This is a genomic window from Pirellulales bacterium, from assembly GCA_035939775.1.
Lineage (GTDB): Bacteria > Planctomycetota > Planctomycetia > Pirellulales > DATAWG01 > DASZFO01.
The window spans coordinates 1-5,214 of the sequence record DASZFO010000126.1 but is presented as its reverse complement, the minus strand read 5'-3'; the positions used below and the strand labels follow the sequence as shown (position 1 = coordinate 5,214).

The 5,214-nt window shown below is 61.1% G+C and carries 3 protein-coding genes; 2 read left to right on the top strand and 1 reads right to left on the bottom strand.

The window, feature by feature from the left end; all coding sequences use genetic code 11:
* Nucleotides 1-215: 215 nt before the first annotated feature.
* The gene (locus tag VGY55_08245; protein ID HEV2969966.1) at nt 216-2,453 is read right to left on the bottom strand and encodes an SPFH domain-containing protein; all 2,238 of its coding nucleotides are present in this window, start codon (nt 2,451-2,453) and stop codon (nt 216-218) included.
* A gap of 235 nt (nt 2,454-2,688) precedes the next feature.
* Between VGY55_08245 and VGY55_08240 the strand changes: the two genes are divergently transcribed.
* Both VGY55_08240 and VGY55_08235 read left to right on the top strand, forming a co-directional pair.
* The gene (locus tag VGY55_08240; GenBank protein HEV2969965.1) at nt 2,689-3,960 is read left to right on the top strand and encodes an aminotransferase class I/II-fold pyridoxal phosphate-dependent enzyme; all 1,272 of its coding nucleotides are present in this window, start codon (nt 2,689-2,691) and stop codon (nt 3,958-3,960) included.
* Between the two features lie 238 nt (nt 3,961-4,198).
* Entirely contained in the window at nt 4,199-5,053 is an 855-nt protein-coding gene (locus VGY55_08235; protein HEV2969964.1) for a class I SAM-dependent methyltransferase, read from the top strand.
* Nucleotides 5,054-5,214: the final 161 nt, after the last annotated feature.

The following is a 5,214-nucleotide window of genomic DNA, read 5'->3' as shown; positions in this document are numbered from 1 at the left end:
AGCAAAGACTACGAGGAACGAACCGATAACAGCGAAGCCATGATCCTCGTCTGCATGATTCACCGTATGTTACGCCACCTAAAGCCAGCAGAACTGGCCGGCGGCTGGGATAAATAGCTTTTCAAACACGTTCTTAGACATGCCCTCATTGTACTCGTCGAGGTCGGTCGTGACACGCCGGGGCGACGTCGCCGTTCTCCACACTCGGGATTTGGCTACTTTCCGTTTGCTCCAGTTCGCGGCGCGGCGGCCGGTTGAGGTCCGTCATCCTTGGTCATCGAGTCCATCATCTCGCGGGTCAGGCGGTCGGAGAAGGCTTTGAGTTCCGTCTGCTCGACGCCGGCCGTTTGGAAGCCGGATTTCTCCGCGACCAACAGGTTCAACAGCATTCCGAGCAAGCCGCTGGTCTGGCTGAGCTGGCTCGTGTCGCCGTTGCCGCCGGAGACGAACATTCGCTCCGGCACGAGCGGCTGTTTGCTCTTCGACAGATACTCGCCGAGATGCTCAAGGGCATAAAGCCGCGAATCGCCGTAGGAAGAGATCTTCCGCTGCAATACGGAGGCCTCGGAAAGACCGACCTGCATGATCTGCTTCGCTTCACCGCGGCCGGCGAGTATCTTCTGCTCGCTATCGGCCTGGGCCAATACGACCATCTGCTCGGCCTGCCGGCGGGCACGGGCCAACTCGGCCTCGGCTACGACGACTGTCTGCTCGGCCTGCTTGCGCGAGCGGGCCAGATCGGCCTCGCCCTGACTTTCCGAAATCTGAATCTGCACGCGCGAGTTCGTCAGCTCAGTCTGCTTGGCCGCTTGGGCTTGGGCTTCGTTGAGCACGCGCAGCTTGTCGGCCGCGTCTTTCTGGCGATCGTAGGTTTCGAGTTGCTCGACCGACAATTGCCTGGTGCGCAATTGCTCGAGCAGCGTCTCGATCTTGCCCCCGGTCTCGGCCGTGTCGGGCTTGCCGATCAGCACGTCGACGCATTCGATGTCGAACTCTCCAAACCTGCGGCGCAGCTCGGCACGCGACTCCTGCTGGATTTCGTCGCGTTGTTGCAGCAGCCCGAGCATGGTTCGCTTGTGGGCGACATCGCGGAAATAGGCGCTCAGCATCGGATCGAGCGTTTGCGTGATCAGCTTCTTGATGTCGCCGAATCGTTGGATGACGCTCGGGGCCTTTTGATAGTCGATGTGCACCACGACCGACAGCGGCAGCAGCGGTTCGTAAGCGTCTTTCGTCACGAGGTCGATCGACCGCAAGCTTTCGTCATACCGATGGGCCTCGGTGCGGCCGGTGATCCAATGGAGCACGAAGTTCGTGGTGGGCACCAGGATGATCGTGCCGGCGTAGGTGTTGAAGGCGTATTTTCCCGGTCCAAGCGCTCGCTCCCAGACGCCGCGTTCTCCTTCGGCCACGCGCTCGCCATGACGAAACTTATCTCCCGACAAATCGCGGCCGACCTGGCCGATGTAGCTCACCACCACGCCGACATAGCCGATCGGCACAACCGTCTTCGGGATCATCTCGACGGTCGAGAACCAGCGATTGATGAAGTACGTGCCGTCGGTGAGCGTTTGGTATTGCCGGCCGCGGCGGCCGCCGGCGGCGAGAAAGGCCTCGGTGTCTTGAAAATTGTTGTGGTAGTTCGCGCCTCCTGCGTCGTTACCGACCGATGGTGCGATGATCTCTCCTTGCAACAGCGATGGCCCGTCGTGTACGGTCACGACGCCGATGCTATCGACCGTCTGCGTCTTGCCCGGCAGGAACGGATCGGGTACTTCCATCGGCCCGCCGATCACGACCGGCTCGAAAGCGCCGATCTCGCGCAGGTCTTGCTGCCAGCGGCCGATCGCCTGCACTTCTTGCGGCGACTGGATGTGGCGGAGCGTGTAGGTCGAGTCTTCGGTGATCACGACGAACAGCGCCGGATTGATCGCGTACACCCCTTCGCGGACGATCGCTCGCTGCCGGCCGCGCTGCCCTCGAACGGTCGGCGCCGATTTATCCGGGTGAACCCCGAGGAAGGCCCGCGCGTCTTGGAAATCGTTGCACGGCACGACTCGGCCGAGGGTCTGGCTCGGCGAGAGCGGCTCACCGTCTCTGGCATAAACATAGCCGATCTTGCCATGCGAGACCGTCACCAGCCGAACTTTGTGGATCCGGTATTGCCAGCGCCAGAGCCCAAAATGCACGCCGCCGCGGAGCAGATCGACTTGGAACCCAGCCTCACCATTGAGTGCAACAATGCACCCTTCCGGCACAGAGCCTTTGCCGGACCATAGCTTCTCGACGATCCCGACGTAATTGTTGGGGATGTATCGCAAACTGAGCCAACTGGCCATCAGCGCTAGGCCAAGCAAGATCAGCACGACCGACAAGCTTTGGACGATCTGAAGCAATACATTGGCGAACTCATTGTCGGCAAATAACGTGTAGAAAGTCGATGCCGTGGACATGGCAGCACCCCTGGAAAAAACGCGATTGGGCTTTGATGAGCAAACTCTCTCAATAAGGTTAGTTTATCGTCGGGCCGATTAAAACGCCCTAGACACGCTAGACGGCACAAAGGGTAGGGTTGCTTCGACCGGCGAATGGCGGTCAATCGGCGTTTCCCTTGGGTTCCACGCCGGGTATCCTTTAGGTAGACCCCCGTTTTCAGTAATTCGCTCTCCTGCGAGCCATATTGGTCCCATGACGCCAGAACCCCGCACCGACGATCCGGCCGACGACTCCCGGCCATTCCAAATCCAGGTCTCCGAACGGATGAAACGCCTGCCGGCGTATCTGTTTGCGCGGATCAATCAATTGACTTATCAAAAGCGCCGCGCCGGGGACGATGTCATCGACATGAGCATGGGGAACCCGTCAGACCCCCCTTCGGACTTGGTCATTGAGAAGCTGGCGGAGGCGGCGCGCGATCCGAAAAACCACGGTTATAGCCCATCGCTTGGCATCATGAGCCTGCGCCGCGAAGCAGCCGCCAAGTACCTGAAGAAATGGGGCGCGCGGCTCGATCCGGAGAACGAAGTCATCGCCACGCTCGGCTCGAAGGAGGGCTTCAGCCACATGTGCTTGGCGCTCTTAGGACCGGGAGATTCGGCGATCGTGCCGGCCCCGTCGTATCCGGCGCACACCTACGGCGTTGCGCTCGCCTCGGGCAATGCCATCTCGCTCGAAGTTGCCGATAGCGAAACGTTTCTCTCGAATGTCGCTTATACCTGTCAGCATCTCTATCCCAAGCCGAAGCTGGTGATCCTCAACTATCCGCACAATCCTTCGACCGTTACGGTCGATCCGGAGTTTTACGTCGATGCCGTGAAGCTCGCGCGACGCTACGGCTTCATGATCATCAGCGACCTGGCCTATGCCGACGTGACCTACGATGGCTATCAGACACCGAGCCTGCTCGCCACGCCGGGAGCCAAGGAGCTGGCCGTCGAATTCACGACGATGAGCAAAGGTTACAACATGGCAGGTTGGCGAGTTGGTTTCTGCGCCGGCAACGCCGAGATGATCCGCGCTCTGGGGACCGTCAAGGCGTATTACGATTACGGCATGTTTCGCCCGATTCAAATCGCGGCGATCATGGCGCTGCGGCACGGCGATGCGGATGTCGAGGCGCAGTCCGCCGTTTATCAGGGGCGCCGCGATGTGCTCGTCGAGGGGCTGCGTCGGATCGGCTGGGACGTGACACCGCCGCGAGCCAGCATGTTTCTGTGGGCGAGAATCCCTGCCCCTTGGTTTGGCAAGCTGAATTCGCTGGAATTCGCCACCAAGCTCCTTGAGGAAGGGGATGTAGCCGTCAGCCCCGGCAGCGGATTTGGGCCCGCCGGCGAAGGCTATCTGCGAATGGCCTTGATTGAGAATGAAAACCGCCTCCGCCAGGCCGTCCGTCAAATTGGCCGCTGCCTCGAAAGCGAGCCGAAGCCGGCTGCGCCGGAGGGACTCGGGACTCGGGGCTAGGGGCTGGGTACGAGGTCGGAGGCGGGAGATCGCTCGTTAGCCGGTTCGCTTGCGAACTGGAGTCGTCGGAGTCGTAGGGTGCGTCAAGTCCGCGCAGACGCACCTAAACCCGCGACATCACGTTGCCGGAACCGCGATCGGTGCGTCTGCGCAGAGCCTTGACGCACCCTACCTATCTCCCCCGTCCGCACCTCGAAAAACCCGCGAAAATACCTGCTGCCGCAAGCTATGCTTGTGCATGCAATCTCCACAATTCCAGCTTCACGCCGAGATCGAAGAGCGCCACTGGTGGTTCGTCGGGCGGCGGCGAATTCTGCGAGCGCTCGTCGGTCAGATTCTTCCGCCCTCGCCCGACACGACCGTGATCGACGTGGGCTGCGGCACCGGGGCGAACCTGGCGTCGCTCGCCGGCGACTATCGTTGCATCGGCATCGACACCTCGCCCGAGGCGATTCGCCTGGCCCAGCGCCGGTATCCGGCAGTGCAATTCATTCAGGGATTCGCTCCGGCCGACTTAGGCAGATTGGTCGACGACGCTCGGCTCGTGCTGATGATGGACGTGCTGGAGCATGTGCCCGATGATTTTCGCCTGTTTTCCCAGATCTCGGCAGCGGTTCGGCCGGGTGCGTATCTGTTGATCACGGTCCCGGCCGATCAGCGGCTTTGGAACCGGCACGACGAGAGCTTCGGCCATTATCGACGCTACGATCGTGAGCGGTTGACCCAACTTTGGGAGGGCCTGCCGCTCAAGCCGTTGTTGGTCTCGCACTTCAACTCGCGCCTTTATCCGCTGATCAAGACGGTGCGGGCGATCAACCGCCGCCGCGGCGAAGTCGCCGGTGTAGCGGGGACGGACTTCCGGATTCCTTCGCCGCCCGTGAATCGGCTCTTGGAAAACATCTTTGCCGGCGAACGCGGCACGCTTTGCAATTCGCTCCGCCGCCATCGCGACGGCTATCGCAAAGGCGTCAGTTTGATTGCTCTCCTACAGCGCGAGGCCGGCCCGATCCCCGCGCGCGACAAGCCGGCGGATCTCACCCCGGACTACTTCGATCCCGTCGCGGGCATGCCGGCAGAGATGGCAACGGCCTAAGTTTGCAGGTCGGTAATTCGCGGAGTCGACCGGGGGTGCATTCCTTACTTTGCGCAATCAGGCGGCGGTCTGGTAGCGGTTGCTGCCGTTTTGACGGGATTGCCAGCGTTGCCAAAAACGTTCCATCGGCTGGCTGTCGCTGAGCGTATCGGCTCGTAATT